The 26,993-nt window shown below is 54.2% G+C and carries 28 protein-coding genes; 6 read left to right on the plus strand and 22 right to left on the minus strand.

The features are described from left to right. Positions 1–26: 26 nt before the first annotated feature. The 3 genes from ACLD4K_RS02950 (at position 27) to ACLD4K_RS02960 (ending at position 3,766) form a co-directional block, all read left to right on the plus strand. Positions 27–1,130 (plus strand): YhcG family protein, encoded by a 1,104-nt coding sequence (locus tag ACLD4K_RS02950; RefSeq protein ID WP_000184321.1) that lies wholly within the window; start codon positions 27–29, stop codon positions 1,128–1,130. A gap of 115 nt (positions 1,131–1,245) precedes the next feature. Next, positions 1,246–2,499, plus strand: a complete 1,254-nt coding sequence (gene codB / locus ACLD4K_RS02955; RefSeq protein WP_001542969.1) for a cytosine permease — start codon at positions 1,246–1,248, stop codon at positions 2,497–2,499. Further along, positions 2,486–3,766 (plus strand): cytosine deaminase, encoded by a 1,281-nt coding sequence (locus ACLD4K_RS02960; protein ID WP_411011365.1) that lies wholly within the window; start codon positions 2,486–2,488, stop codon positions 3,764–3,766. The genes codB and ACLD4K_RS02960 overlap by 14 nt, the downstream gene beginning before the upstream one ends. Before the next feature lie 81 nt (positions 3,767–3,847). On the opposite strand, the gene nanQ is transcribed toward ACLD4K_RS02960, so the two are convergent. The 12 genes from nanQ to zapE form a co-directional block, all read right to left on the minus strand. Further along, positions 3,848–4,315 (minus strand): N-acetylneuraminate anomerase, encoded by a 468-nt coding sequence (gene nanQ, locus ACLD4K_RS02965; protein ID WP_183059354.1) that lies wholly within the window; start codon positions 4,313–4,315, stop codon positions 3,848–3,850. Beyond that, positions 4,312–5,187, minus strand: a complete 876-nt coding sequence (gene nanK / locus ACLD4K_RS02970; RefSeq protein WP_183059353.1) for an N-acetylmannosamine kinase — start codon at positions 5,185–5,187, stop codon at positions 4,312–4,314. Before nanK ends, nanQ begins: the two co-directional genes overlap by 4 nt. Beyond that, on the minus strand, positions 5,184–5,873 hold the full coding sequence (locus ACLD4K_RS02975; RefSeq protein ID WP_411011366.1) for an N-acetylmannosamine-6-phosphate 2-epimerase: 690 nt from the start codon (positions 5,871–5,873) through the stop codon (positions 5,184–5,186). Before ACLD4K_RS02975 ends, nanK begins: the two co-directional genes overlap by 4 nt. A gap of 46 nt (positions 5,874–5,919) precedes the next feature. Beyond that, positions 5,920–7,410: a sialic acid transporter NanT gene (nanT, locus tag ACLD4K_RS02980; protein WP_000108071.1), complete on the minus strand. Its 1,491-nt coding sequence runs from the start codon at positions 7,408–7,410 to the stop codon at positions 5,920–5,922. A 115-nt stretch (positions 7,411–7,525) separates the two neighbouring features. Beyond that, complete coding sequence (gene nanA, locus ACLD4K_RS02985) at positions 7,526–8,419, minus strand: N-acetylneuraminate lyase (RefSeq protein WP_411011367.1); 894 nt, start codon at positions 8,417–8,419, stop codon at positions 7,526–7,528. 134 nt (positions 8,420–8,553) lie between these two features. Further along, positions 8,554–9,345 (minus strand): transcriptional regulator NanR, encoded by a 792-nt coding sequence (nanR, locus tag ACLD4K_RS02990; protein WP_000382926.1) that lies wholly within the window; start codon positions 9,343–9,345, stop codon positions 8,554–8,556. A 108-nt stretch (positions 9,346–9,453) separates the two neighbouring features. Further along, a complete protein-coding gene (gene sspB / locus ACLD4K_RS02995) occupies positions 9,454–9,954 on the minus strand; it encodes a ClpXP protease specificity-enhancing factor (protein WP_000366112.1) in 501 nt (166 codons plus the stop codon). A gap of 5 nt (positions 9,955–9,959) precedes the next feature. Then, positions 9,960–10,598, minus strand: coding sequence for a stringent starvation protein SspA (gene sspA / locus ACLD4K_RS03000; protein WP_000257298.1), 639 nt, complete (start codon positions 10,596–10,598; stop codon positions 9,960–9,962). A 262-nt stretch (positions 10,599–10,860) separates the two neighbouring features. Further along, positions 10,861–11,613 carry a DUF695 domain-containing protein gene (locus tag ACLD4K_RS03005; RefSeq protein ID WP_001739021.1) on the minus strand — a complete coding sequence of 251 codons (753 nt, stop codon included), beginning with the start codon at positions 11,611–11,613 and terminating at the stop codon, positions 10,861–10,863. A 198-nt stretch (positions 11,614–11,811) separates the two neighbouring features. Further along, on the minus strand, positions 11,812–12,204 hold the full coding sequence (gene rpsI, locus ACLD4K_RS03010) for a 30S ribosomal protein S9 (RefSeq protein ID WP_000829815.1): 393 nt from the start codon (positions 12,202–12,204) through the stop codon (positions 11,812–11,814). A 15-nt stretch (positions 12,205–12,219) separates the two neighbouring features. Beyond that, a complete protein-coding gene (gene rplM / locus ACLD4K_RS03015) occupies positions 12,220–12,648 on the minus strand; it encodes a 50S ribosomal protein L13 (RefSeq protein ID WP_000847559.1) in 429 nt (142 codons plus the stop codon). Positions 12,649–12,949: 301 nt separating this feature from the next. Further along, a complete protein-coding gene (zapE, locus tag ACLD4K_RS03020) occupies positions 12,950–14,074 on the minus strand; it encodes a cell division protein ZapE (RefSeq protein WP_411011368.1) in 1,125 nt (374 codons plus the stop codon). Positions 14,075–14,266: 192 nt separating this feature from the next. Between zapE and zapG the strand changes: the two genes are divergently transcribed. From zapG to degS, 3 genes are all read left to right on the plus strand, one after another. After that, positions 14,267–14,665, plus strand: coding sequence for a Z-ring associated protein ZapG (gene zapG, locus ACLD4K_RS03025; protein ID WP_001519074.1), 399 nt, complete (start codon positions 14,267–14,269; stop codon positions 14,663–14,665). Between the two features lie 156 nt (positions 14,666–14,821). After that, positions 14,822–16,189 (plus strand): serine endoprotease DegQ, encoded by a 1,368-nt coding sequence (gene degQ, locus ACLD4K_RS03030; RefSeq protein ID WP_411011369.1) that lies wholly within the window; start codon positions 14,822–14,824, stop codon positions 16,187–16,189. 92 nt (positions 16,190–16,281) lie between these two features. Continuing rightward, on the plus strand, positions 16,282–17,352 hold the full coding sequence (gene degS / locus ACLD4K_RS03035) for an outer membrane-stress sensor serine endopeptidase DegS (RefSeq protein WP_080108110.1): 1,071 nt from the start codon (positions 16,282–16,284) through the stop codon (positions 17,350–17,352). Between the two features lie 33 nt (positions 17,353–17,385). Here the strand turns inward: degS and ACLD4K_RS03040 are convergent, their stop codons facing one another. The 10 genes from ACLD4K_RS03040 to mdh all read right to left on the minus strand — a co-directional run bounded on the left by ACLD4K_RS03040 (position 17,386) and on the right by mdh (position 26,991). Further along, entirely contained in the window at positions 17,386–18,117 is a 732-nt protein-coding gene (locus tag ACLD4K_RS03040; protein ID WP_168999284.1) for a triphosphoribosyl-dephospho-CoA synthase, read from the minus strand. A 19-nt stretch (positions 18,118–18,136) separates the two neighbouring features. After that, complete coding sequence (locus ACLD4K_RS03045) at positions 18,137–19,423, minus strand: oxalacetate decarboxylase subunit beta (protein ID WP_411011370.1); 1,287 nt, start codon at positions 19,421–19,423, stop codon at positions 18,137–18,139. A 15-nt stretch (positions 19,424–19,438) separates the two neighbouring features. After that, positions 19,439–21,208, minus strand: coding sequence for a sodium-extruding oxaloacetate decarboxylase subunit alpha (gene oadA / locus ACLD4K_RS03050; RefSeq protein WP_076031688.1), 1,770 nt, complete (start codon positions 21,206–21,208; stop codon positions 19,439–19,441). A 16-nt stretch (positions 21,209–21,224) separates the two neighbouring features. Then, complete coding sequence (locus ACLD4K_RS03055; protein WP_000180122.1) at positions 21,225–21,467, minus strand: oxaloacetate decarboxylase subunit gamma; 243 nt, start codon at positions 21,465–21,467, stop codon at positions 21,225–21,227. A gap of 156 nt (positions 21,468–21,623) precedes the next feature. Continuing rightward, on the minus strand, positions 21,624–22,241 hold the full coding sequence (gene ttdB / locus ACLD4K_RS03060) for a L(+)-tartrate dehydratase subunit beta (protein ID WP_411011371.1): 618 nt from the start codon (positions 22,239–22,241) through the stop codon (positions 21,624–21,626). Continuing rightward, a complete protein-coding gene (ttdA, locus tag ACLD4K_RS03065; RefSeq protein ID WP_000045349.1) occupies positions 22,241–23,140 on the minus strand; it encodes a L(+)-tartrate dehydratase subunit alpha in 900 nt (299 codons plus the stop codon). The genes ttdB and ttdA overlap by 1 nt, the downstream gene beginning before the upstream one ends. Positions 23,141–23,172: 32 nt before the next feature. Continuing rightward, positions 23,173–24,441: an SLC13 family permease gene (locus ACLD4K_RS03070; protein ID WP_183059347.1), complete on the minus strand. Its 1,269-nt coding sequence runs from the start codon at positions 24,439–24,441 to the stop codon at positions 23,173–23,175. A 210-nt stretch (positions 24,442–24,651) separates the two neighbouring features. Next, a complete protein-coding gene (locus ACLD4K_RS03075) occupies positions 24,652–25,317 on the minus strand; it encodes a GntR family transcriptional regulator (RefSeq protein WP_001171581.1) in 666 nt (221 codons plus the stop codon). Next, a complete protein-coding gene (locus tag ACLD4K_RS03080; protein WP_000723776.1) occupies positions 25,304–25,933 on the minus strand; it encodes a GntR family transcriptional regulator in 630 nt (209 codons plus the stop codon). Before ACLD4K_RS03080 ends, ACLD4K_RS03075 begins: the two co-directional genes overlap by 14 nt. 119 nt (positions 25,934–26,052) lie before the next feature. Beyond that, entirely contained in the window at positions 26,053–26,991 is a 939-nt protein-coding gene (gene mdh / locus ACLD4K_RS03085; RefSeq protein ID WP_000861586.1) for a malate dehydrogenase, read from the minus strand. Positions 26,992–26,993 lie beyond the last annotated feature (2 nt).

Below are 26,993 nucleotides of genomic sequence, written 5' to 3' on the forward strand. Positions count from 1 at the left end.
AATAAAACTATCACGTAAGGGATGACATGACGAATCCAACTTTAGTGCCACAGTCTGATGAATATCAGCAAATTCATGACGGTATTATTCGTCTGGTCGATACGGCACGTACCGAGACCGTGCGCAGCATCAATGCCATTATGACTGCCACCTACTGGGAAATTGGCCGACGCATTGTCGAATTTGAACAGGGAGGAGAAGCGCGAGCGGCCTATGGCACCCAGCTTATCGAACGATTATCGGTAGATTTAAGTCAGCGCTATAAGCGCGGTTTTTCCACCAGAAACCTATGGCAAATTCGTACATTTTATCTTTGTTTTCAACACATTGAAATTCCGCAGACACTGTCTGCGGAATTTTCAAATCTCATACCGCTCGCCAAAACATTCCCTCTTCCCTGGTCAGCGTATGTCCGCCTCTTGTCGGTAAAAAATCCCGATGCCCGCACTTTTTACGAGAAAGAGACGCTACGTAACGGCTGGTCAGTTAGGCAGCTCGATCGGCAAATCGCCACTCAATTTTACGAACGAACGCTACTGTCCCACGACAAATCCGCCATGTTGCAGCAGCCTGCACCCGCCGAGCCAAACGTTTTGCCGGAGCAAGCCATACGCGACCCGTTCATTCTGGAATTTCTTAACCTGAAGGACGAGTATTCCGAATCAGATCTCGAAGACGCGCTGCTCAGCCACCTGATGGACTTTATGCTGGAGCTTGGTGACGATTTTGCTTTTGTTGGCCGCCAACGCCGACTACGCATAGACGATAGCTGGTTCCGCGTCGATCTGCTGTTCTTCCATCGTCGCTTGCGCTGCCTGTTGCTCGTTGACCTGAAGGTAGGCAAATTCGGTTATGCGGATGCCGGGCAGATGAATATGTACCTGAACTATGCCAAAGAACACTGGACAATGCCCGGAGAAAACCCGCCAGTCGGCCTGGTTTTGTGCGCAGGGAAAGGCGCGGGGGAAGCGCATTACGCGCTGACTGGCCTGCCAAACACCATCATGGCGAGCGAGTACAAAGTGCAGTTGCCCGACGAAAAATTACTCACAGACGAACTTATTCGTTCGCAAACCATGCTGGAAACTCAACTCACACGCGGTGGTTCACTGACAACGGAGAAAAACTAACGAACCATTAATGCCATGAATGATTATCAAAAAAATATCACACGAAAACGTTTGCTTTATTCTGAGAACTGTATATTATGCGGCGGATTTTTTGGGCAAAATTCATGGAGGCGTTGTGTCGCAGGACAACAATTATAGCCAGGGCCCCGTCCCTCTGGCGGCGCGGAAGGGCGTGATTCCACTGACGTTTGTCATGTTGGGTTTAACGTTTTTTTCCGCCAGTATGTGGACCGGAGGGACACTCGGCACCGGTCTTACCTATCACGATTTCTTCCTCGCAGTTCTCTTCGGTAATCTCCTCCTCGGTATCTACACTGCATTTCTTGGCTACATCGGCGCAAAAACCGGACTCTCCACCCACCTCCTTGCACGTTACTCCTTTGGCGTTAAAGGATCATGGCTTCCCTCGCTGCTGCTAGGCGGCACACAGGTAGGCTGGTTTGGCGTTGGCGTAGCGATGTTCGCTATTCCGGTCAGTAAAGCGACGGGCATTGATGCCAATATTCTGATTGCCGTTTCGGGTCTACTGATGACCCTGACCATTTTTTTCGGCATCTCGGCGTTGACCATTTTGTCTATCATTGCCGTACCCGCGATCGTTATTCTGGGCAGCTACTCCGTCTGGCTGGCGGTCAGCGGCGTGGGTGGGCTGGAGCATTTAAAAACGATAGTGCCGCAGACGCCGCTGGATTTTTCCAGCGCGCTGGCGCTGGTGGTGGGCTCGTTTGTCAGCGCCGGTACATTGACCGCCGACTTCGTCCGCTTCGGACGTCATGCCAAAAGCGCCGTACTGATTGCGATGGTCGCTTTTTTCCTCGGCAACTCGCTGATGTTTATCTTCGGCGCGGCAGGCGCTGCCGCTGTCGGTCAGGCGGATATCTCTGACGTGATGATAGCGCAGGGGCTGCTGCTGCCCGCGATTGTGGTGCTCGGCCTGAATATCTGGACCACCAACGATAACGCGCTGTACGCATCGGGTCTGGGCTTCGCCAATATTACCGGTCTTTCCAGCCGCACGCTGTCGGTGGTGAACGGGATTATCGGTACCGTGTGCGCGCTGTGGCTTTACAATAATTTTGTCGGCTGGCTGACGTTCCTGTCATCGGCCATCCCACCGATTGGCGGAGTGATTATTGCCGACTATCTGTTGAACCGCCGCCGCTATGCCGACTTCAACACCGTGCGCTTTATTCCCGTTAACTGGATTGCTATTCTTTCCGTCGCGCTGGGCATCGCCGCCGGACATTATGTTCCTGGTATTGTGCCCGTCAACGCCGTACTCGGCGGCGTCTTCAGCTATATCCTGCTGAATCCACTTTTCAACCGCAGCCTTGCTAAATCACCAGAGGTCAGCCATGCAGAACAATAACATCACCATTCGTCAGGCGCGTCTGCAGGGACACGAAGGATTATGGCAGATTACGATTGAAAACGGGCGCTTTAGCCGAATTGAGCCTCAGGAAGCCGCATCGTTACCGCAGGGCGAAGTGCTTGATGCCGAAGGCGGTCTGGCTATTCCACCGTTTGTTGAGCCACATATCCACCTGGATACCACGCAAACGGCGGGTGAACCGAGCTGGAACCAGTCCGGCACACTGTTTGAAGGGATTGAGCGCTGGGCAGAACGTAAAGCAATGCTCACGCATGAAGATGTGAAAGCGCGCACGATGCAGACCCTGAAATGGCAGATGGCTAACGGCATCCAGTACGTTCGTACTCACGTTGACGTTTCAGATCCTACGCTCACCGCGCTGAAAGCCATGCTGGAAGTGAAGCAAGAGGTTGCGCCGTGGGTAGACCTGCAAATTGTCGCCTTTCCGCAAGAAGGCATTCTGTCTTATCCCAACGGTGAAGCGCTGTTAGAGGAAGCCGTGCGTTTGGGCGCTGACGTTATTGGCGCCATTCCGCACTTTGAGTTCACGCGGGAATATGGCGTTGAATCGCTGCACAAAATCTTCGCCCTGGCGCAGAAATACGATCGCTTGATCGATGTGCACTGCGACGAAATTGATGACGAGCAGTCTCGCTTTGTCGAAACGGTCGCGGCGCTGGCGCATCGCGATGGCATGGGGGCGCGCGTGACCGCCAGCCACACCACGGCTATGCACTCGTACAACGGCGCGTATGCGTCACGCCTGTTCCGCCTGTTGAAAATGTCGGGGATTAACTTCGTCGCCAACCCGCTGGTGAATATTCATCTGCAAGGACGGTTTGACACTTACCCGAAACGTCGTGGCGTCACGCGAGTGAAAGAGATGCTGGAAGCGGGGATCAACGTCTGCTTTGGCCATGATGACGTCTTCGACCCGTGGTATCCATTAGGCACGGCAAATATGCTGCAGGTGCTGCATATGGGGTTACACGTTTGCCAGTTGATGGGGTATGGGCAAATCAACGATGGGTTAAATCTGATCACTACCCACAGCGCAAAAACCCTGCATTTACAGGACTACGGTCTGAGTGTCGGCAATGCCGCGAATCTGGTTATCTTACCCGCTGAGAATGGATTCGATGCGGTACGTCGCCAGACGCCTGCCCGTTACTCGATTCGCCACGGGCGGGTAATTGCCGAGACGGTGCCGAGCCAGACGACGCTGCACCTGACCCAGCCGGAAGCCGTGACGTTTAAGCGTTAACCCGTCATACCCGCGCTCTCCGGCACATTCGCCACGCAGCCCGTAAGGGGCTGCGTTCGGAAGACTGTTCCGGCAAGAGATTCAGGCCACCAGCAGACTGGCGCGTACTTTCACTACCACTTTCTTGATGTCATCCGGCTCACCCACTGCACATCCCGGTTTATGCGGTTCTCCCGGCATAAACACAGCAAACATCCCCGCTTGCAGCGTAATAGTCTGCTCGTCGGCAATTTGACTACAAAGCTGGTAATCCTCGTCAACATGCATCTCCTCGCACTGGCGAGCGGCACCGGACATCCCAAACGCAATACGCTCGACGCCGGTTAGTAGTAGCTGAATATCAATGTATTGTTCATGCAATTCCGCTTTCTTCTCTGCCGGCATTTGCGTCGTTAACTGCATTACATTCATAAAGATATTGTCGCCCTGCAATTCATAGCGCCCCGGCGCTTTCTCCTGCGGCCTTGCCGCCAGCGCGAGAGTCAAGGCATCCAGCAGTCGCGGATGCAACCCGCAAGAAGGCAACGACTGTACTTCCCCCATCATCATAATGTGTCTCCTTGAGCTAACAAAGCAGCGCCTAATAATCCTGCGTCATGCCGATAGTGAGCGGCGCTCAGTGCCACGTGATAAGGCGCAGGCTCTTGCATCAAAAACGCGCGAACCTGCTCCAGGTATCCCTCAGCTAACCCTACGCTGCCGCCAATAACCACACACTGGCAGCCGGTAATCGCTTTCACATCGGCGATCATCCGCGCTATTACCTGCGCGGATTGGCTTACCAGATGTCGCGCCTGCCGATGACCTTCGCCAGCGCGAATAAACAGGGTTTTGGCGTCGCATCCCGCCAGATCGTCCCGCGCCGCCGCGGCCATCCCTCGTCCGGAGGCGATGGCCTCTACACAGCCAACGCGTCCACAGCCGCATACGGGCCCGTGTGGGTCCGCCAGGGTGTGTCCCAGGTGCCCGGCCAGACCGCCTTTTCCGGTAAGGAGCTTGCCGTCGCAGACAACGCCGCCGCCAACGCCTGTTGAAACGGTGATAAATACCATATCGCGGATATCATCAGGGAGCGCGTGATACTCCGCCCAGGCCGCCGCCTGCGCGTCGTTCACCGCCAGCGTCGGCAGACCTGCGATCGTTTCCAGTGTTTGTACTAACGGAAAGTGTAGCAAGCCGCCCAGATTATGGGGGTTTAGCGCCAGCAACATCCCTTCCTGAATGATCCCGGTAGAAGCTATCGCTACCTGACGCGCCTCTGCCCGTAGCGGTTCAACCAGCGCCTTTAATGCTTCACGTAACGCGTCCGGCGTTTTGCTCGCGGGGGTCGGCAGCTCGCGACGCTGGCTAATGCGCAAGTTGTTGTCGATGAGCGCGGCGGCAAGTTTAGTACCGCCAATATCGATTGCTAACGTAGTCATGACGCCACCTTTTTTAATGCGTCGTTATACCATCCACAGATATGTTCCAGACGGGTAATGGCGGACCCCACCGTCACCGCCCATGCGCCATAACGGATCGCCTCCGCCGCCAGTGCTGGCGAGTTATAGCGCCCTTCAGCTATCACCCGGCATCCGGCGTCATGCAACGCTTTGACTAAGGGCAGATCGGGGTCCTCCGGCGTATCGGAGGTGGTGTAGCCGGACATTGTCGTGCCGATAATGTCCGCGCCTATCCGTTGGCAGGCAAGACCATCGTCCACGGATGAGCAGTCGGCCATCGCCAGTAGATGGTGGTGATGAATGCGCGCCAACAACGCCTCAACGGCTACCGGCCGTTGCCGAGCGGTTCCATCAACGGCGATAATATTTGCGCCGGCCTGCGCCAGCGCATCTACATCGTCGAGAAAAGGGGTAATGCGCACTGGAGACTCATCCAGATCGCGTTTGATAATGCCGATAATGGGTACCGAAACGAGCGAGCGGGCCACACGCAGGTTGTCTATGCCTTCAATACGCACCGCAACCGCGCCCGCCTGTTCCGCCGCCCACGCCATTGCCGCTACAATCTCCGGCTTATCCAGCGGACTGCCCGGAACGGGCTGGCAGGAGACAATCAGGCCGCCAGAAGCGGCAATATTTTTATCCAGTTGTTCAAGTAACGACATACTACTCCCTTACAAATATTGCCCGGTTTAAAACCGGGCAAGCGGATTAACTTTTCGTTTTTACAAAGGCACCTTTACCACTGCCAAGCGGTACGGCTCCGCTGAACGGTTTGTCGTCGATAGCATCGTGGGTGCGTAACGCTTCCGGACGTAGCCAACGCTGTACGCGAGACGGCATATCAAGCCCAATAAGCAGGATCACGACAAACGTCAGGCTGAAAGAGAGCGATGCCAACGCAGTGCCCAAATCCAGACGTTGAGCGATCAGCGCTCCCAGGATCGGCGCCAGCGCGCCGCCGAGCGCGCCGACGTTATAAGTAAAGCCCAGCCCCGCCGCGCGCTGATCGGTATCGAAGTAACCGCCGATCAGTTTCGGCAGAATCCCGGCAATCCCCTGCCCCAACATCTGTTGGAAAAACAGTAGCAGACCCAGAACCCAGACGTTTGTGCCGCCAATCGCAAAGACCGGAATAATGAGGATTTGCGAGGCCAGCAGGCTACAGACATAGGCTTTACGGGTTCCCAACCAGTCGCCAAGAAAACCGCCTACGCAGCAACCAACCGCCGCGCCAAATCCGCTAAAGAACAGGACATTCGCCACCGTATGCGGATCGTAGGCCAGCTCGGTTTTCAGATAAGTAGGTAATAGCGCCTGAATCGGCCAGGAATAGAGGAAAGCAAACAGTACCACCAGCATCAGCATGACGCCAGTGGGCCAGCGTTTACCGCTGCTCTGCACCATAAAACTGATAAAGATAACCGCGCACAGTAGTCCCAGCCCCGCCACAATCGCAGCATTTTGTAGGTTACCGGCAAAGCAGAACCACAGCGCAGCGGCGGCGGCGAAGGTCATTAAAATGTTGATGATGCGATGTTCGCCCCGATAAAGAATGTCGACCATCGTGCGTACCGGCGCTTTACCCGCGTGTTTCTCTTTCCAGTCTTCCGCTTCCGGAATGTTTTTCCGCAGCCAGAGGGCGAAGATAATTGGCAAGATGCCAATGAAAAACAGCGCGCGCCAGCCCCAGACAGGCACCACCAGGCTGTACACCTGCGCGGCAACGACCGCGCCGACGGAGAAGCCGGAAATCAAAAAACCGCTGGCTTTATTGCGTAAATGTTTTGGCCAGCTTTCAATCACATAGGTCGCGCTGGAACCATATTCGCCCGCCATGCCCATACCAATCACCAGTCGGGCGATGAACATGGTGGTGTAACCGGGCGCAAACCCGCAGGCCAGGGTTCCCACCGAAAACAGAATGATGCTGCTGACCATCGCCAGACGACGCCCATAGCGATCGCCCATCGCGCCCAGTAATAACCCGCCGAACCAGCGAGAGATAAAAGCCGCAGAAATCAGGCTTGCCGCCTGTACCGTCGTCAGCCCAAATTCGCTTTGTACCTCAGTCAGTACAAGAGCAATCAACACAAAATCAAAACCATCAAGCAGATATCCCAGCCAGGCAGCGGAAAATGCCCGCCACTGCGCCCGGTTGAGATGGCGATACCACGGGATGTTCTGGGTAGAAGTACTCATTTTACTCTCCCGACGATTTTTGTTGTCGTTATGCCGAATGGCGGCTCCGCCTTATCCGGCCTACTGTTCGCACTGTTGTAGGCCGGGCAAGCGTAGCGCCCCCGGCATTATGCTGTTACGCCTTTTCTTCCATCAGTTGTTGAGCCAGCGCCTTGAGCTCCGGCAAGTATTTTTCATCAACAGGCGCGAACGGTTTACGACACAGCGGCACCGATACCACGTCCATATAATGCAGGACCGTTTTCAGGCCGCGGAATACGCCGGTTTTAATCAGTAAATCAATAACCTTATTGCACTCGGTTTGCAGACGCTGCGCTTTCGCCACATCGCCCTCACGTAATGCCTGCACAATCCCCTGATAACGCCAGCCCATAATGTTGTATGTGCTGCCGATACCGCCGTCCGCGCCCGCCAGCAGGCCGGAAGCGAAGATTTCGTCATAACCGTTGTACAGCACCAGATCCGGATGCGCGCGGCGGATCTGCTCCATCTGGAAGAGATCGCCGGAGGTTTGCTTCAGCGCGCTCACGCCCGGTAATGTCACCAGCGTATTGATCTGATCGAGGGTAAGTTTTACGCCGCTTAACGCCGGAATGTTGTATACCACCATCGGCAATCCATCTGCGGAATCAATGATTGCCCGATAATGGTCACAGTGCTCTTCAAAACTGAAAGGGTAATAAAAAGGCGTCACCGCAGAGACCGCATCAAAACCGTAACGCTTTGCGGCGCTGGCAAGCTGCTGGCTTTCTGCGGTGCTTACCGTCCCGACATGGGCGATCAGCGTGATTTTTCCCTTCGCCTCTTCGGCGACAATCTCCAGTACTTGCTCTCTTTCAGCAAGGTTCTGTACGAATGCTTCCCCGGTGGAACCGCCAACGTACAGCCCGTCGATACCCTGCCCGATGTTAAAACGCACCAGACGGCGCAGGCTTTCGCTATCCAGTTGCTGCTGACGATCAAATGGGGTCAACAACGCCGCCATTACGCCTTGCAATGCTTTTGCCATACCTACCTCTACGGATGATGAATATATTAACTACCTACCTTTATACCTGTTATACCAGATCAAATAAGCAGCAAATAATACAGAACGCTTATAGTGCGATCTGCTTCACTAAACTGGGATCGGAGGCGCGATCGCTACCGCATTTTTTGACTTTTTTTACCGAGCGCGTGCCAGGTAGCGGAAACGCTATTGAGGTGGGTTTGCAGAGCGCGATCCGCTTTATCGGGATCTCGCTGGCGAATAGCATCAACAATCACAATATGCTGTTGATAACTCACGTTATTATGTTCATGCAGCTCACGATCGGGAACGCTTGGGCGAGCGGCGATTAGCCAGTCCAGCAGAGCAACATGAATAGCCATAAAGATCGGATTGCCGGGAATTTCAGCCAGCACCCGGTGAAACTCGACATCCGAACGAATAAACAGCGCGTTGTCATCCAGCGACTGGCTATTAATTTCCAGCGCTTTCGTTAACAACGCGATCTGCTCGTCGGTGGCATGTTCCGCCGCATAGCGCACCAGGCTGGATTCAAAGAAAAGCCGTAGCTGTTCAAAGTGAGCGATGCCGCCAGGATGAGTAAGAAAATCTTTCGCCATACCCGACAGTTCGCTGATGATGGTATCAGCAGAGGGGCGCGAGACGCGGGCGCGTTCGCCGTTATTGATTTGCACCAGACCTTTACGCTTCAGCGCAGCTAACGCTTCACGCACGGAGGGACGTCCCACATTGAAGAAGGCCATTAATTCACGTTCAGACGGTAGCTGTTCTCCCTCGCCAAACTCATGACGGCGGATCATCTGCTCCAGCTCCTCCTCAACCATTTCAGACAGTTTTTTACGCGCCAGCGGACGGCGGCGCAAACTACGCCCGAGGGATGTCGGAGAATCTTCTGCTTGCGAATCAAATGCGTTCATAACGTCCATTCATGAGTGGTCGGTGGCAAATAATAGCAAACTTATCGTAACACAGCTTCAAAAGCAGGGTGAACCCGCGAGGAGACCAAACAAAACAGGCCCTTCAGGGCCTGTTGATTATTTTACTACGCGCAGCGCCGGACGTCCGCCACGCGGCGGAGGCGGCTCGTCATCAGGACTACTGTCGTCATCGTGGTCGGGCTTATCGCCATCAATGACGGACATCACGGTCTCGCTTTCCGCGCCTGCGGTATTGTCATCATCATTTAAGCTGACAACGTCTTCATCATAGGCGGCTTCAGGCTCAAACATGGTGCCTGCGCCGTTTTCACGGGCGTAAATCGCCAGCACCGCAGCCAAAGGCACAGAAACCTGACGGGGAACGCCGCCGAAGCGCGCATTAAAACGCACTTCATCATTAGACAGCTCCAGATTACCTACCGCCCGTGGCGCAATATTAAGGACGATTTGCCCATCGCGCGCATATTCCATAGGGACATGCACGCCAGGCAGCATCACATCCACCACCAGATGCGGGGTCAACTGGTTATCCAGCAACCACTCGTAGAAAGCACGCAACAGGTAAGGACGACGCGGCGTCAACTGTGACAAATCCATACAGGTTAACCCCGACCGAGGCGCATTTCACGTTCAGCTTCGGTTAAAGAAGCCAGGAAAGAATCACGTTCAAAGACGCGGGTCATATAGCCTTTCAGCTCTTTCGCCCCTGCGCCGCTGAATTCGATACCCAACTGCGGTAAACGCCACAGGAGAGGCGCCAGGTAGCAATCAACCAGGCTGAATTCGTCGCTCAGGAAATACGGTTTCTGACCAAATACCGGCGCAATCGCCAGCAGCTCTTCACGCAGTTGTTTACGCGCAGAGTCGGCCTCGGAAGCAGACCCGTTTACGATGACGTTCATCAGCGTATACCAGTCTTTTTCAATACGGTGCATATACAGACGGCTTTCACCGCGCGCGACCGGATAAACCGGCATCAGCGGCGGATGAGGGAAACGCTCATCCAGATATTCCATAATGATGCGAGATTCCCACAGGGTCAGCTCACGATCCACCAGTGTCGGAACGCTTTGATTCGGGTTGAGGTCAATCAGATCCTGAGGTGGATTGTCCTTTTCCACATGTTCGATCTCAAAACTAACACCCTTTTCAGCCAACACAATGCGGACCTGATGGCTATAGATGTCAGTAGGACCAGAAAACAGCGTCATTACCGAACGTTTGTTGGCAGCGACAGCCATGAAAACCTCCAGGTATATTCAGAATTTTTACTGCTACCAGCCACAATGTGACCAGCCAGATGTTATGTCACCCAGGGCGAAAAAAGCCATCATTGCTCAGAAACGAGACAAAAAATGAACATTCCCCGCTATTTGGGCAGAAAATTGGATGATAGTTTACCAGATTTTGTGACCTTTGTGGTGAGTCGATTCTGGAATTGGGGAAAAAGAGATATTCCTGGTCTGAAATGCTCGCCCCACCTGAGATATTGTCTTTCGCCTGTTATGCCTGTACTACCGGTGCGCCCCAGCCATCAAAACTGCCGCCATGTTTTTCAGCCAGATCGGTAAGCTGGCAAGTGATTTCTGTCATATGCCATTGTTGCGGAGCATCGGTGCTGATAAAAGACGCCATAAACCCCTGTTGCGGGTCATTCATTCGAATACTGACCAGCGTTATGCCATACGGTAATGCAGCAATATCTTGCGCCAGGTCGCGCGCTGCGACCTCTGTAGGCAATGTCGCATAATAATCAATAGCGCGCGGAAGCGTCAGATCATCACCTTGTTCCTGTAATCCCCGGCACACACGGGAATCGTGTATCCAGTTCCAGTCGTATCGGGTTGGATACAAGAACTGGCGGTAAAAGTTTCCTTTATCATTGTGACTCTCTCTATAACTAAAAGAGATTTCCGGGCCACCAGCGAGCAATTTATCCAGCGTCTTTTCCCAGTTAAGATCCTCTTCCGACATGAACACAAAATCGCGCCAGCCTTGTTGGGTAACCACACCCACCAGCCAGATCGGAAACGTCTTCCCCTTTTCATCAAGCCAGTCCTCTATACGATTTAAACTCTGTGTTTCATCGGGCTGCGGTAAACCATTTTCATAACAGTTGGTGTAATGAACACGTAAGAACCCGGTATGGATAAGGCGATCAAATTTTTCATCCTGAATGGCGCCGATATCCACACGTATACCCGTAACATGGTCATCCACCGTTGTTATAAAGAATTCCCATTTATTCGACAGCATTAACGACTCTTTCTTAGTAAACAATGAGTTAAAAAATCCCACTGTGACTTCCTTTTCTCTGAGCGTGCATGAAAAATGAATAAGATGAGAATAATGCTAAAGATAGGGAGGAAAAGAGACTGGATTCGGACTTTAGCCATAAAAAAACCCGCCGAAGCGGGTTTTTCGCTAACAGTTGTCTGCCGAAGCAGAAACCCATTAACGTTTGGAGAACTGCGGACGACGACGTGCTTTACGCAGGCCGACTTTCTTACGTTCAACCTGACGAGCGTCACGAGTAACGAAGCCAGCTTTACGCAGTTCGCCACGCAGGGACTCGTCGTACTCCATCAGAGCGCGGGTGATACCGTGACGGATCGCACCAGCCTGACCAGAGATACCACCACCTTTAACAGTGATGTACAGATCCAGTTTCTCAACCATGTCGACCAGTTCCAGCGGCTGACGAACTACCATGCGGGCAGTTTCACGACCGAAGTACTGTTCCAGAGAACGTTGGTTGATAACGATTTTACCGTTGCCCGGTTTGATGAACACGCGAGCTGCGGAACTTTTGCGGCGACCAGTGCCGTAGTATTGATTTTCAGCCATTGCCTATAATCCCGATTAGATGTCAAGAACTTGCGGTTGCTGTGCCGCGTGGTTGTGCTCGTTGCCCGCGTAAACTTTCAGTTTACGGAACATAGCACGACCCAGCGGGCCTTTTGGCAGCATGCCTTTAACCGCGATTTCAATCACACGCTCAGGACGGCGGGCAATCATCTCTTCAAAGGTCGCTTGTTTGATACCACCGATGTGGCCGGTGTGGTGATAGTACACTTTGTCAGTACGCTTGTTGCCGGTTACAGCAACTTTGTCAGCGTTCAGAACGATGATGTAATCACCGGTATCTACGTGCGGAGTGTATTCCGCTTTGTGCTTACCGCGCAGGCGACGAGCCAGTTCAGTAGCCAGACGGCCCAGAGTTTTACCGGTCGCGTCAACAACATACCAGTCGCGTTTTACGGTTTCTGGTTTAGCTGTAAAAGTTTTCATTAAAAGCTTACCCAAATAAATAAGTTACACGTTGGTGAACACCCAAACGTTTTAAATAGTTGAGGTTCACACGACAAAGTCCGGTAAACCTACCCCCTCGGATATGTTTGGCCGGCACAGAGAAAGTTTGGGAAAAAACTCTCTTGTAACGTGGGGTCGCAGGATTATAGAGAAGTCCAGGTCAAAGATCGACCCCTTTTTGCGATTTGCCGCGGGTTTTGTTCAGGCCTGGTTCACCCTCGGTCGCGGAGGTTGCACAGATATAATACCGCATAATGCCGGGGCGCTGCGCTTGTCCGGCTTACGGCATATGCTCCCGCTTGAGGTACTCCGCACTCTGCATCTCTTGCAGGCGTGACAGACAGCGCTGAAATTCAAACTTGAGCCGCTCCCCCTGATAAATTTCATATAACGGCGCGGCGGCGCTGACCACCAGCTTAACGTGGCGCTCGTAAAACTCATCCACCAGTGCAATAAAGCGGCGCGCTTCGTTCTCCATCAGCGGCGTCATGACCGGCACGTCAAACAGCAGAACCGTGTGAAATAACCTTGAGAGCGCAATGTAATCATGCTGGCTGCGGGCCTCGACGCACAGCGTAGCGAAAGAGACCGCTAACGTTTGGTTTTCAACGCCCAGGGTGGATAAAGGGCGATGATTGATTTCCAGCGTCGGAGCGTGCTCGCGCGCGGCCCCCGCTAACGCCAGCCACAGTTTATCCATTTGCCGCCGGGTTTCATCATTAAGCGGCGTTAGCCATAAATGGGCCTGCGTCAGCGTCCGCAGTCGGTAATCGACGCCGGCGTCCACATTCATAATGTCGCAGTGCTGTTTAATGGCATCGATAGCCGGCAGGAAGCGGGCGCGTTGCAAACCGTTGCGGTAGAGTTCATCCGGCGGAATATTGGAGGTCGCGACCAGCGTAATGCCGCGTGCAAACAGCGCTTTCATTAAACCGCCCAGCAGCATGGCGTCGGTAATATCGGTGACGAAAAACTCATCGAAACACAGTACGTCCGTCTCGGTTTTAAACCGATCGGCAATAATGTCTAACGGATCGATCTGTCCCTGTAACGCGGTAAGCTCTTCATGCACGCGCAGCATAAACCGATGAAAATGCAGGCGTAGTTTTCGCTTGCCCGGCAGGCTGTGGTAGAAGAGATCCATGAGCCAGGTTTTGCCGCGCCCCACGCCCCCCCACATATACAGCCCGCGAACCGGTATTTGCGCGTCCGGTTCGTTTTTGCCTAATAATTTCCCCAGTCGCGCTATCAGACCGCCGGGTGGCGTAGCCGACGATTTTTTCGCGGTGAGCGCTTGATAAAGGGTTTCCAGACGGTCGACCGCCTCTTTCTGTACGTCGTCAGGCTGATGGGTGCCTTCGTTGAGTGCCTGGAGATAACGCGATGTAGGGGAAAGGCTTTGCATAATGTTATTGTTATTCCTTGAAAATCGATGTGCCGTCGTTCACGGCTGACGAAAAAAAGGCCGTTCTACACTACGCGATATGCTGTCGGGATTCCACTTCTACGAAATTAGCGGTTATAGTGGCATAATCAGGCGCGGGCATGGAGCCTGGAGCCAACACCCTACGGAAACATAAGACAACGGGAGATGTTCATGACCTGGGAATATGCGCTAATTGGATTAGTCGTCGGTATCATCATTGGTGCCGTGGCCATGCGTTTTGGTAATCGTAAGTTACGTCAACAGCAGGCATTGCAGTACGAACTGGAAAAAAACAAAGCTGAGCTGGAAGAGTACCGTGAAGAGCTGGTTAGCCACTTTGCTCGCAGCGCGGAACTGCTGGATACCATGGCGCATGATTACCGCCAGCTGTATCAGCATATGGCGAAAAGCTCCAGCAGCCTGCTGCCGGAAATGTCTGCGGAGTCGAATCCGTTCCGTAACCGTCTGGCGGAGTCTGAGGCGAGCAACGATCAGGCGCCAGTACAAATGCCACGTGATTATTCTGAAGGCGCGTCTGGCCTGTTACGTAGCGGCGCAAAGCGCGATTAATCGCACGCCGTTAAGAAATTTATCGGGCGCATCGCTTGCGCCCTCTCTCTATCTTTCCTGTCCCAGCTATTATCATTGTTACCAGGCTGAAAATTCAATAACATCAATCTGTTTTGAATTGTCTATCCGTTCATTCAAGGTACGAGAGCAGCATCCATGAAAAAACACACCCAGCTGTTAAGTGCATTAGCGTTAAGTGTCGGGTTAACTCTTTCGGCGCCGTTTCCAGCCCTTGCATCGATACCAGGCCAGGTGCCAGGCCAGGCGGCGCTGCCAAGCCTTGCCCCTATGCTGGAGAAAGTGCTGCCTGCTGTCGTCAGCGTAAAAGTCGAGGGAACCGCCGCCCAGAGCCAAAAAGTGCCGGAGGAGTTTAAAAAATTCTTTGGCGAGGATCTGCCAGACCAGCCGTCCCAGCCGTTTGAAGGACTCGGTTCGGGGGTGATTATCGATGCCGCAAAAGGCTATGTATTAACCAATAATCATGTGATTAATCAGGCACAGAAGATCAGCATTCAACTGAATGACGGACGCGAATTCGACGCGAAGCTGATCGGCGGCGACGACCAGAGCGATATCGCCCTGTTACAAATTCAGAATCCCAGCCAGTTAACGCAAATTGCCATCGCCGATTCCGACAAACTCCGCGTCGGCGATTTCGCCGTGGCGGTCGGTAATCCGTTTGGCCTTGGGCAAACCGCCACCTCCGGAATTATTTCAGCGCTGGGACGCAGCGGGCTTAATCTGGAAGGGCTTGAGAACTTTATTCAAACCGATGCCTCTATTAACCGCGGCAACTCCGGCGGCGCGCTGCTTAACCTGAACGGCGAGCTGATCGGGATTAATACCGCAATCCTCGCGCCAGGGGGCGGGAGCATCGGCATTGGCTTTGCTATTCCTTCCAATATGGCGCAGACGCTGGCGCAGCAGTTGATTCAGTTCGGCGAAATCAAACGCGGATTGCTGGGAATTAAAGGCACTGAAATGACCGCTGATATCGCTAAGGCATTCAAACTGAACGTTCAGCGTGGCGCTTTTGTCAGCGAGGTTTTACCCAATTCAGGTTCGGCGAAGGCCGGAGTGAAATCCGGAGACGTGATTATCAGTCTTAACGGTAAGCCGCTGAATAGCTTTGCCGAACTGCGTTCGCGTATCGCCACCACCGAACCGGGCACGAAAGTGAAGCTGGGCCTGCTGCGCGATGGTAAGCCGCTGGAGGTGGAAGTCACGCTGGATTCCAATACCTCCTCTTCCGCCAGCGCCGAAATGATCGCCCCGGCGTTGCAAGGCGCGACGTTGAGCGACGGCCAACTGAAAGGCGGGGCGAAAGGCGTTAAGATTGATAGCGTCGAAAAAAGCAGTCCTGCCGCGCAGGCCGGTTTGCAAAAAGATGATGTTATCATCGGCGTTAACCGCGATCGCATCAGTTCTATCGCCGAAATGCGCAAAGTGATGGCGGCAAAACCGTCCATCATTGCTCTTCAGGTAGTACGCGGCAACGAGAACATTTATCTATTGCTGCGCTAATCCTGTCTTAAACCGGGCATCAGCCTGCGATGTGATGTCCGGTTAACTCATGGTATGCTGCTGCCGTTCCCTTTTTTAACGACGCCTCCATCATGTTTGTGAAGCTCTTACGTTCGGTCGCAATAGGTTTAATTGTCGGCGCTATTCTGTTGGCCGTCATGCCTTCTTTGCGCAAAATTAATCCTATCGCCGTCCCGCAATTCGACAGTACCGATGAGACGCCAGCCAGTTATAATTTTGCGGTTCGCCGCGCCGCGCCTGCCGTCGTCAATGTCTATAACCGCAGTATGAACAGTACCGCGCATAATCAACTGGAGATCCGCACGCTGGGTTCCGGCGTGATCATGGATCAACGCGGTTATATTATTACCAACAAGCACGTGATTAACGATGCCGATCAGATTATCGTCGCGCTACAGGATGGCCGCGTCTTTGAAGCGCTACTGGTTGGCTCCGATTCGCTTACCGATCTGGCGGTGCTGAAGATCAACGCCACTGGCGGGCTGCCTACCATCCCGATTAATACAAAGCGTACACCGCATATTGGCGACGTCGTACTGGCTATCGGCAACCCATATAATCTGGGACAGACCATCACCCAGGGGATCATCAGCGCAACGGGACGTATTGGCCTGAACCCGACGGGGCGACAGAATTTTCTCCAGACCGACGCCTCGATTAACCACGGTAATTCCGGCGGCGCGCTGGTCAACTCGTTAGGCGAACTGATGGGGATCAACACCCTCTCTTTCGATAAGAGTAATGATGGCGAAACGCCGGAAGGTATTGGTTTTGCGATCCCCTTCCAGCTAGCCACGAAAATTATGGATAAGCTTATCCGCGATGGTCGCGTGATTCGCGGCTATATCGGTATTGGCGGACGAGAAATCGCGCCGCTGCACGCGCAGCAGGGTAGCGGCATGGACCCGATTCAGGGCATTGTCGTTAATGAAGTGACGCCAAACGGCCCCGCCGCGCTTGCCGGTATTCAGGTTAATGATTTGATTATTTCGGTCAATAATAAACCCGCCGTGTCCGCGCTGGAGACGATGGATCAGGTGGCGGAAATTCGCCCGGGCTCTGTCATTCCGGTCGTGGTAATGCGGGATGATAAGCAGCTCACGTTCCAGGTGACGGTGCAGGAATACCCGGCGTCGAACTAAAACGACGCGGCTTTTGCCCGCGTCGTTCGACGGCTAGTCAATAAAGACTGGCCCTGCCGGAAAATGTGCCAGGAAACTCGTGAAGATCAGCAGAGCGGGGAGACTTTTCTCCCCGACGGCTTCTTCACGCAGCGCCTTATCCAGTGCAAGCAGGCTATGCTCCCCCCCTTCCCCCAAAATGCCGCCCATCCAGAGCAGTCGTTGCGCCTGTTGACGCGCATACTGCGATGCGCTTTTCCAGGCGACCAGATGCAGCAACGTTTGTAACAGCAGGATCCGAGACGCGTGACCATCGCGTTGTAATCGCCTGAATACGGGTAATGCAATACTACGTACCGTCGAGAAACCGCTCGCCGCTTCCTCTTCAATCGGCGATAAACCAACAGCCGCCTGTTTGACGAAATCGCATAACTGATTGTGTGTTAATGGCCGCTCGCCTGCGCTCATATACCCTGCGGCAAAACAGAGTAACCCGATACCCTGAGCCCAATCGGTTGATGGCAGAATCCCCTGCGGAACATTCGGTGCCGACGTCTGTGCGGCACAAAGCCCCTCGTCGTAACACTGTGCAAAACGTTGCTCATATATTGCTGAGTTGACGCCAGACCACGGCAGCAAATGCAGCGCTGGCTCAAGCTCAGTTATCTGATTCACCGTCTCAACAACATAATGCAAGATGGTTTCTCTGGATGGCATGGATGTACCTTGCCGAAACGCAACCATTTCACTCATTACTGTGTCCTCATTTTGCGGGAGCAGAATCACTGCTCCCGATTAGATTGGATTACATCGCCAGCACGTACTTCAGCATCACCCCGGCGGCTATCGCCGAGCCAATCACACCCGCCACGTTCGGCCCCATCGCGTGCATCAGCAGGAAGTTCTGCGGGTCTGATTCCAGCCCCACTTTGTTCGACACCCTGGCTGCCATCGGCACCGCCGACACCCCCGCCGAACCGATAAGCGGGTTGATTTTGTTCTTACTGCACAGGTTCAGCAGCTTCGCCATCAGCACCCCGGCCGCCGTCCCAATCCCGAACGCAATCACACCCAGCAGCAGAATGCCCAGCGTCTGCGGCTGCAGGAACTTGTCCGCCACCAGCTTTGCGCCCACCGACAGCCCGAGGAAGATGGTCACGATATTAATCAGCCCGTTCTGTACCGTGTCGCTCAGACGCTCCACCACCCCGCTCTCGCGCATCAGGTTGCCGAAGCAGAACATCCCCAGCAGCGGGGCCGCGTCCGGCAGCAGCAGCGCCACCAGCAGCAACAGCACCGCAGGGAACAGAATCTTCTCCCGCTTGCTCACCGTGCGCAGCTGCACCATGCGGATTTTCCGCTCCTTCTCCGTGGTCAGCGCCTTCATAATCGGCGGCTGGATTAACGGCACCAGCGCCATATACGAGTACGCCGCCACCGCGATGGCTCCCAGCAGCTCCGGCGCCAGCTTGCCCGACAGGTAAATGGCCGTCGGGCCGTCCGCGCCGCCGATAATGCCGATGGCCGCCGCCTGCGGCAGGGTGAAGGAAATCAGGCCGAAGTAGTTCAGCGTCAGCGCCCCCAGCACGGTGGCGAAGATGCCGAACTGCGCCGCCGCCCCCAGCAGCAGGGTGCGCGGGTTGGCCAGCAGCGGGCCGAAGTCGGTCATCGCGCCCACGCCCATAAAGATAACCAGCGGCGCGACGCCGGAGCCAATCGCCACTTTATAGAACAGCGCCAGCACCCCCGGCGTGTAGCCCATGTCCACCGCCAGGTTCTCCATCTGTCCCTGCACCGACGGCAGCGCCAGCGCTAATGCCTCTTTAATGGCGTGCACGTCCGGCGCGCAGTTGAGCTTCGCGGCAATCACCGCCAGCTGCCCGGCGTCGTGGTGCGCCAGCAGGCTTTCCAGCGCGGTCAGCGCCATGCCCGCTTCCGGGATATTGGAGAGCAGGCCGCCGAAGCCAATCGGCAGCAGCAGTAACGGTTCGAACTTCTTCGCTATCGCCAGCCACAGCAGCAGCATGATGGCCTGGCCTGCGCCAAGGTGCATCAGCCCCATGCCCTGAAGCAGGGCGTTCAGACTTTCCATTTCCGCTCCTCGTCCTTACGCCAGCGTCATCAGGGTGTCGCCGACGGAAACCGCGTCCCCGGACTTCACCGCGATACCGCGTACCGTCCCGGCCTGCGCGGCGCGGATTTCGGTTTCCATCTTCATGGCTTCCAGAATCAGCAGCACGTCGCCTTCGGCCACCGTCTGGCCCTCGGTGGCAATCACCTTCCAGATGTTGCCCGCCAGCGGGGCGGCTACCGGGGTGCCGGCGCCTGCCGGAGCGGCAGCCTGAACCGGTGCGGAAGACGGGGTGGCAGTAGTGAGCTGGCTGATATCGCCGCCGTCGCTGACTTTGACCACAAAGGCTTTGCCTTCCACTTCCACGGTGTAGATACCGGAAGCGGCAGGCTTCTCTGCTTTTGCCACCGGCTGCGCGGCTTCCGCCTGCGGCACCGGCTCAAACGCCGCCGGGTTGTGGCGGTTCTCAAGGAACTTCAGGCCGATTTGCGGGAACAGCGCCACGGTGAGCACGTCGTCGATGGCGTTTCCCGCCAGAGTAATGCCCTTCTCCTGCGCCTGGCGCCTGACGTCCGCTTCCAGTTCAGCCAGTTCCGGTTTGAGTAAATCCGCCGGGCGGCAGGTCACCGGGGCAGCACCTTCCAGCACGCGGGCCTGTAGCGCGGCGTTCACCGGCACCGGCGTGTGGCCGTATTCGCCTTTCAGAATGCCCGCCGTTTCTTTGGCAATGGTTTTGTAGCGTTCGCCGGTCAGGACGTTGAGCACCGCCTGGGTGCCGACAATCTGCGAGGTGGGGGTCACCAGCGGGATAAAGCCGAGGTCCTCGCGCACGCGGGGGATTTCCGCCAGCACCTGGTCGAGTTTGTCCGCCGCGTTCTGCTGCTTCAGCTGGCTTTCGAGGTTAGTGAGCATTCCGCCCGGCACCTGCGCCACAAGGATGCGGCTGTCGTAGCCTTTCAGCTGGCCTTCAAAGGCGTGATACTTTTTGCGCACCTCGCGGAAGTACGCGGCGATGCTCTCCAGCTTCAGGATATCCAGACCGGTGTCATGCTCAGTACCTGCCAACGTCGCCACCAGCGCTTCGGTGGCCGGGTGGCCGTAGGTGGCGCTCATGGAGGAAATCGCCGTGTCCACGCCGTCAACACCCGCCTCGATAGCCTTCAGCAGCGCCATCTCCGCCATGCCGGTGGTGGCATGACAGTGCAGGTGCAGGCGCACCTCAAAACGTTTTTTGATTTCGCTGACCAGCTCATACGCCGCCATCGGCGTGAGAATGCCGGACATGTCCTTAATCGCGATGGAATCAACGCCGGTTTCCAGCAGCTGTTCGGTCAGGTCCAGCCAGGTCTGCAGCGTGTGTGCCGGGCTGGTGGTGTAAGAGAGCGTGCCCTGGGCGTGTGCGCCGTGGCTGCGCACCGCCTGCAGGGCGGCTTTCATATTGCGCGGGTCGTTCATGGCATCGAAGACGCGGAACACGTCCATGCCGTTTTTCACCGCGCGTTCGACAAAACGCTCCACCACGTCATCGGCGTAGTGGCGATAACCGAGCAGGTTCTGGCCGCGCAGCAGCATCTGCAGCGGGGTTTTGGGCATGGCTTTTTTGAGTTCACGCAGGCGAACCCACGGGTCTTCGCCGAGGAAGCGGATGCAGGCGTCAAAGGTGGCACCGCCCCAGCACTCCAGCGACCCGTAGCCCACGTCGTCGAGCTGAGCGGCAATCGGCAGCATATCGTCAAGACGCAGGCGGGTAGCGAACAGGGACTGGTGGGCGTCACGCAGGACGACGTCGGTAATGGCAATGGTCATGGATCCCTCCGGGAAATTAAACGTGGTGGCGGTGATGGTGAATGGCGGCGGCAATCACCGGCTTTAAGCGGGTGAAGTCGTCCACGACGGGAACGGCGCGCGGTGCGGGCGCGGCGACGGGTTCCGGGAAGAAGCGAGTAATCACGGCGGACATGCCGCGGATGGCGAAAATCAGCAGGAACAGAAACGCCAGCACGAACCCCATGCCGAGAAACATCAGGGTGAAGCCTTCACCTAATAGCAGAGCTGCATTAGTCATAAAATAGCCTTCAGGCAGGAGGCACGATAATGGGGCTATTTATGACGATGAAATAATAAGGGTGGATTTCCCTGAGCCGCCCCCGGCCAGAGCCCTTGGTTATTATTATCGTCATAACGTATTACCGCCATTATCGTGCAATTTACGTAATCAGGTTTATTTGATGAAACTTACGTTCTGGCATATTTCATCAGCGACGATCTCTTTACGCTGATTAAAAATAATTTTGTTCTGTTCAAACAGATTATTCCCATGGGTATCAATAGAAACAATCAGCGGGCCAAACTCTTTAACCCGACAAACCCACAGCGTTTCCGGCATCCCCAGATCGCGCCATTGGGCATCTTCAATTTCTTCCACGCACACGGCGGCTACAACCGCACAACCGGCAGGGAATACGCAGTGCAGCGCTTTGTGTTCAGCACAGCCCTCTTCGGTACCTTTACCCATACCGCCTTTACCCACAATTAATTTCACGCCGGTCTGCGCAATAAATTCTTTTTCGAATTTCTCCATTCGCATACTGGTGGTTGGTCCAACGGAGACCATTTCAAACTTATCATCTTCGTCTTTAATTGGGCGGACAATGGGGCCAGCGTGTAAAATAGCGCCGCCGCGAACATCTACCGGAAGTTCGCGACCACCTTCAATTAAACGGCGATGGGCTACGTCACGGCAGGTAACAATATGACCGTTGAGATAAATAATATCGCCAGCCTTAATATCCGCTAAATCTTCATCTTTAATTGGCGTAGTCAGGATTTTTTTAGTCATCAGAAATTCACTCCGCTGTGAGACGTAATGGTGTAATTCAAATCTTTATCGAAAACGATGTGCCCTTTACGGTGCGACCAGCAGCCGACGTTTACCGCCACGCCGATGGTAGAAGGATGACGCGCGGTGTTTTCAATGTTCACGCCCATAACGGAGGTATTACCGGACATCCCCTGCGGCCCCAGGCCAATTTTGTTAATGCCGTCTTCCAGCATTTTTTCCAGCGAGGCTGCACGCTCATTCTCGTTATGCGAACCGATCGGACGCATCAGCGCTTTTTTCGATAGCAGTGCCGCCGTTTCAACAGAGGTCGCTACGCCCACGCCAACCAGCAGCGGCGGACAAGCGTTGAGGCCGTAGCTGGTCATCACATCCAGTACAAAGCGGGTCACACCTTCATAGCCTGCACCCGGCATCAGCACCATCGCTTTCCCCGGCAGAGAACAACCACCGCCCGCCATATAGGTATAAATGCTGCACTGATCGGAATTGGGAACGATCTCCCAGAAGACCGTCGGCGTACCTTTACCCACGTTTTTACCGGTGTTGTATTCATCAAAAGTTTCTACGCTGTTGTGGCGCAGCGGAGAATCTACAGTTGCTTTGATCACCGCCTCACGCAACAACGCTTCCAGCTCGCCAATCAGCGGAAAGTTCGTCCCGCACTCCACCAGAAACTGAATGACACCGGTGTCCTGGCAGGAAGGTCGATCCAGCTCTTTCGCCAGACGCTGGTTCTCAATCATGGTAGTAAAGATGACGTCGGCCAGTTTACTGGTCTCTTTCTTATGCAAATCTTCCAGTTTTGCAGTGACATCATCAGGCAAAACTTTGCCGGTATATCCCACAAACTTGGCCATAACGTCGGTCATATGGGATATCTGTTCACTTTTGCTCATAAATGCTCCTTAGTCAGAACAGCTTCCGTTAATTACGGATGAAAAGGGAAAAGGATTGGCAGCAGGATCAAGCTGACAATGGTTGAAACGATAATCAGGGGGATACCGGCCTTAGCGTAGTCGACAAACTTATAGCCGCCCGCGGAGAGCACCATCATGTTGGCAGGCATACCGATAGGGGTTGCGTAGGCGCAGGAACCGCCAATGACCGTCGCCATCAGAACCGCACGAGGGTCGGCCCCCATACCTGCGGCAATGGACAAACTCACCGGCACCAACAGCGCTGTCGTTGCGGTATTGGACATAAAGTTGGTCATCACAACGGATAAGGCGAAAACGGCGATCAGCAACATGAACGGTGAGGAGTTTTGCCCCAGCATGCCGATCACATAGTCCGCAACCAGCTTGCCTGCCCCGGTCATTTCCAGCGCTTTTGCCAGCGCCAGGGTGCCGCCAAAGATAAAAATAGTCTGTGAATCAATGGCTTTATAGGCCTGTTTTTCCGTGAGTACACCACTCACGACCAGTACCAGCGCACCGATGCAGCCGATCACGGCGAGGCTAATGCCAATCTTTTTCTCGAAAATCATGCCGAGGATGGTGACGACCAGTACCACTAGCGACAGCAGCTGTTTCCACTGTGGAACATGGCTGTAGTCACGTTGCTCCCCGACGCTCCCCACCTCACCGCCGGTCGCATTATTCGGCAGAAAGCGATAGCCAATAGTCAGGAAGTAGAGAATGCCGCAGATGAGCATCGGGAGACCGATTTTTGCGTATTCAAAAAAGCCAAAGCCGCCGCCAATATTCTGTAGCGCAGACTGCGCGATAAGATTTCCCGGCGCGCCAATTAACGACAGGTTACCGCCAAGCGCCGCCGCAAAAACCAGCGGCATCAGTAGACGAGAACGCGAGAAGCCCGATTTTGCCGCCACGCCGATCACCACCGGAATCAAAACCGCAGCGGTACCGGTGTTAGAGAGGACGCCAGACATCAAACCCACCACCACCATAATGGTGAAGATCAGCTGTTTTTCTGTTTTCGCGAAGCGCGTGATGACGCCTCCCACTTTGTTCGCCATACCGGTCTCGAACAACGCACCGCCCACGATGAACATCGCGACAAAGAGGATGACGTTAGTGTCGATAAAGCCAGCAAAGGCCTGTTTGATATTCAGAACGCCGGTGATAACTAAGGCCACGCAGACAATCATGGAAGTGACGGCCAGCGGCACTTTTTCCCATACAAACATGACGATAGCGAACACCAATAAACATAGGGTAAGGGTAATGGGTTCCATATTTATAATTATCCAATCAATGATATATGATATTGTATCCAATGTTGACGAGGAGAAATTATTCCCATACAAAAACTAAGTCAAATCGTTTCTCAGGAAAGATGCAGGAGTGAGATCTACATCAAGATCGTAGTTGGATCGTTACTGGACGTGATTAATAGAATTGAAGAATTGGTTGAAGCGCCTGCGATGCTCACGCAGGCGAAAAGATCAGGCAGAAGGGTCACCAACATAGCGGGTCAGCATATTCTCCATCGAGCGAATAATGTGTTCGCGCATACGCTGGCGTGCCAATGTTTCGTCATGAAGTTCAAGAGCTTGCAGAATACTTTTATGTTCCTGAATGGAAATCACGGCATACTCTTCTTCGGTGACCTTATGCCCCATCGACAGACCATTCCACATATTACAGAGCAACATTTTCATTTTTTCGTTGCCAGCAACATTCCATATTTCCATATGAAATGCCTGATTCAGGTCGGAGTATTCCGCCGAGTTATTTTCCGCGAGAGCCTTTTCAGCAGCATAATGCACCTGGGCTATCCGCGAGATATCGGTGCCAGGACGAGAAGCTTTAGCCACCGCCTCACTTTCTAACAGCGCGCGAATTTCATAGTGTTCACGGATCGTTTGTTCATTGATGCCCAACACCACCGCCCCTTTATTAGGGCGCACTTTTATCAGCCCATCCGCCGCCAGAATCTGAAACGCCTCGCGCACTGGCATACTGGACACGCCGACCATTCCGGCAATGCCTTCTAACGTAATCTCCTGCCCTTCCACTAACTCCCTCGAAAGAATCGCTTTACGCAGCACCGCCGCGACCTGTTCTTTCGCTGAAAGAAGCTTAATCTTCCCTAACTTAGGCTTCTGCACTTTCCCAATCCTTCATATGTTGACGCATTATTTCTGCTAAAGAGAGGAAATAACGCTGCATAACTTGCCCAATCTCATCACGCCGCCCCTGGCGTATGACGTCAGCCAGTTCAGCGAAAAGCTGCGCCGACTCCTGATTATCTTTTTTCAGATGCAAAATAACATAAGAGACATAACCGTCCAGGAACTGCTGATACACCTTTTCCAGATAGCGGTTATTCACATAAGAAATCAGCATCGCATGACACTCCAGTTCGCAGGATTTGTCTTCTGCGACAGCCAGCGCTTGCGCACGTATCAGGAGGGCATCGCCTACTTCGCTGGGTATCAGCGAAAACATTTCGGCGGCCATCGCGGCAATCACGCGAAAAATATGACTCACGCGATCGGCCTCAAGATGCGCGACCTGCATGTGCCTGTTGGGCAGTCGGATTAAAAAACCTTCCTGTTCGAGTGACTGTAGCGCTTCTCGAACCGGCATTCGTGAAAGACCGAGCTGCTCCGCAATACTTTCCTGCGCGAGTTCTTCTCCCGCTTTTATATTGCCGGAAAGAATTTCATAGCGAAGCATTTGCGTAATGTGATCGCGGGTTTGCGTTCTTTGGATCTTTTTCACGACGTTCTCGTTAATAACCGATAAGACGTGAGGAGTTTAGCAGATTTAGTGCTTGATTTCGTGGCTTGTTTACAGTCAAAGAAGCCGGAGCAAAAGCCCCGGCATCGGGCAGGAACAGCTTATTTATTAATAAAATCTTCACCCAACTGAATATCTTTTTTCAGCGTATCCAGCATAGCGTCCAGCGAATGTTGCTCGAAAGCGCTCAGTGTGCCGATGGATTTACGCTCTTCTACACCGTTTTTACCCAGCAGCAGCGGCTGAGAGAAGAAACGGGCATACTGACCGTCGCCTTCCACATAGGCGCATTCCACCACGCCTTTTTCGCCCTGCAGAGCGCGAACCAGTGAAAGACCGAAACGAGCGGCAGCCTGACCCATAGAGAGGGTTGCCGATCCGCCGCCGGCTTTCGCCTCGACGACTTCAGTACCGGCGTTCTGAATACGTTTAGTCAGCTCGGCCGCTTCTTGTTCGGTAAAACTTACGCCTGGAATCTGCGACAGCAGCGGCAGAATCGTCACGCCGGAGTGTCCGCCAATCACCGGAACTTCAACTTCCGTTGGCAGCTTACCTTTCAGCTCTGCAACAAAGGTATTAGAGCGGATGATATCCAGCGTGGTAACGCCAAACAGTTTGTTTTTGTCGTATACGCCTGCTTTTTTCAGCACTTCCGCCGCAATCGCAACGGTGGTGTTCACCGGGTTGGTGATAATGCCCACGCACGCTTTCGGGCAGGTTTTAGCGATCTGCTGCACCAGGTTTTTCACGATGCCGGCGTTAACGTTAAACAGGTCGGAACGGTCCATACCCGGCTTACGCGCCACACCCGCAGAAATCAGTACTACGTCAGCGCCTTCAAGCGCCGGGGTTGCGTCTTCACCGGAGAAACCTTTGATTTTTACAGCGGTGGGGATGTGGCTCAAATCAACGGCCACACCGGGAGTCACTGGAGCGATGTCGTACAGGGAGAGTTCTGAACCTGAAGGCAGTTGGTTTTTTAAAAGTAATGCCAGCGCCTGACCGATACCACCAGCAGCGCCGAGGACTGCGACTTTCATCC

This window comes from Salmonella sp. 741265055_HSA (assembly GCF_046569525.1).
In the GTDB taxonomy this organism is placed as follows: domain Bacteria; phylum Pseudomonadota; class Gammaproteobacteria; order Enterobacterales; family Enterobacteriaceae; genus Salmonella; species Salmonella enterica.